The sequence below is a fragment of the Mesorhizobium sp. M7A.F.Ca.CA.004.06.1.1 genome, assembly GCF_003999135.1.
Taxonomy (GTDB): domain Bacteria; phylum Pseudomonadota; class Alphaproteobacteria; order Rhizobiales; family Rhizobiaceae; genus Mesorhizobium.
In genome coordinates this window covers 1-1,613 of the sequence record NZ_RZPQ01001032.1, presented here as the reverse complement: position 1 = coordinate 1,613, position 1,613 = coordinate 1, and the positions used below count along the sequence as shown (strand labels likewise).

Here is a 1,613-nt window from a genome sequence, read left to right as displayed (position 1 = left end):
GGTACGCTCGACGACATCACCAAGCGCGGCGAGTTGCGCGTCGCCGTGCAGACTCAAGGACCGCCCTTCTCGCTGGTTGGCGCCAACGGCGAACGCACCGGCAGTTCGGTCGAACTGGCCGAACTGATGGCCAAGGAAATGGGTGTGAAAATCACGTTCCTCGACTTCGACTGGGATGGTCTGATTCCGGCGCTGTTGTCGGGTAAGGCCGACCTTCTGGTCGCCGACATGACACCGACGCTGGCGCGTGGCATGAAGGTCGCCTTCACCACGCCTTACATGTACACGGGCAGCACCGTCTTCACCAAGGCCGACAGCAAGTTCAAGACCACTGAGGACTGCAAGGCCAAGGGCACCAAGATCGCCGTGCTGCTCGGCGCCACCGGCGAGAAGGAAGCCAAGAAAGCCTTCCCCGACGCCGACATCAAGAGCTACAAGGGCGGCGGTCCGCTGCTGCTCGACGCCGTCAACAACGGCCAGGCCGATTGCGGCGTCAACGACGTCTCGGCGGTCAAGGGCCAGTCGACCGCCTATCCGGCCGGCAGCTTCACCATCATGCCGGACCTGTTGTCGAAGGAGCCGCTTGCCTTCGCCACCCGCTATGACGAGCCGGACCTGCTGATCTGGATGAACCTGTTCCTCAACCAGGTCACCATCGATGGTCGCCTGCAGAAGAACCTCGACTACTGGGTCAATTCCGACGCCTGGAAGAAAGACCACTAAGCAGCGATAAAACCCAGGCGGTTTCGCGCGCGTCTCAAGCGCCGCGAAACCGCCTGGAATTTCGCTTCATCCGTCGTTTCCTGCACTCTGGGGATTGCACCCAACGATGCTCGAAAATTTCAGTTTCCGCACCATTGTCGAATATCTGCCGCTGTTCGGGCAGGGCCTGATCACGACCGTCTGGCTGTCGGCGCTGTCCTTTGTCGGCGCACTGATCGTCGGCATCGTGCTGTGCGCCATGAACCTGCAGCGCGGCTGGCTGTTTCGCGTGCCGGCCAAGGCCTATATCGACGCCGTACGCGCCACACCCTTGCTGGCGCAGCTCTATTTCCTCTATTTCGGCCTGCCCCGGCTCGGCTTCGTCCTGCCTGAGCTGGTCGTCGGCATTCTCGCGCTGTCGCTCAACAGCGGCGCCTATATCGCTGAAATCATTCGCGCCGGCATCCTGTCGATCCCACGTGGCCAGGTCGAGGCCAGCGTCGCTTCGGGCATGACCTATGTCCAGCGCATGCGTCTGGTCGTCCTGCCGCAGGCCTTCAAGGTGACGATCCCGCCGCTGCTTGGCCAGGCGATCGTGCTGGTCAAGGATTCCGCCCTTCTGTCGCTGATCTCGGTTTCCGAACTGACGCGCGCCGGCCAATTGCTCGCTTCCGACCGCTTCATGCCGGCCGAAGGTTTCCTCACCATCGCCGCCTTCTACCTGCTGCTGTATTACGGACTGAAAGGACTGGCTGGCGTCTCCAGCCGCTGGCTCGGCACGGCGGGGGCGCGGACATGATCTGGCAACAACTGCAAAGCCTCGCCGGCTCTTATCCGCTGGCCCTGCGCGGCCTAGGCATGACCGTGATGCTGTCACTGATCAGCCTGGTGCTCGGCACCCTGCTTGGCTT

At 62.4% G+C, this 1,613-nt stretch carries 2 protein-coding genes; both read left to right on the top strand.

The genetic code is table 11. The annotated features are described in order from the left end of the window. The coding region (locus EN906_RS33465) for an ABC transporter substrate-binding protein (protein ID WP_164777579.1) at positions 1-723 on the top strand (723 nt) is incomplete at its 5' end. A gap of 106 nt (positions 724-829) precedes the next feature. Continuing rightward, positions 830-1,501, top strand: a complete 672-nt coding sequence (locus EN906_RS33460) for an amino acid ABC transporter permease (RefSeq protein WP_127271796.1) — start codon at positions 830-832, stop codon at positions 1,499-1,501. The last annotated feature ends 112 nt before the right edge of the window (positions 1,502-1,613 follow it).

Bases quoted from the DNA above. Each gene is read 5' to 3' on its own strand.
- EN906_RS33460 (WP_127271796.1), top strand. From the start codon at position 830: ATGCTCGAAAATTTCAGTTTCCGCACCATTGTCGAATATCTGCCGCTG.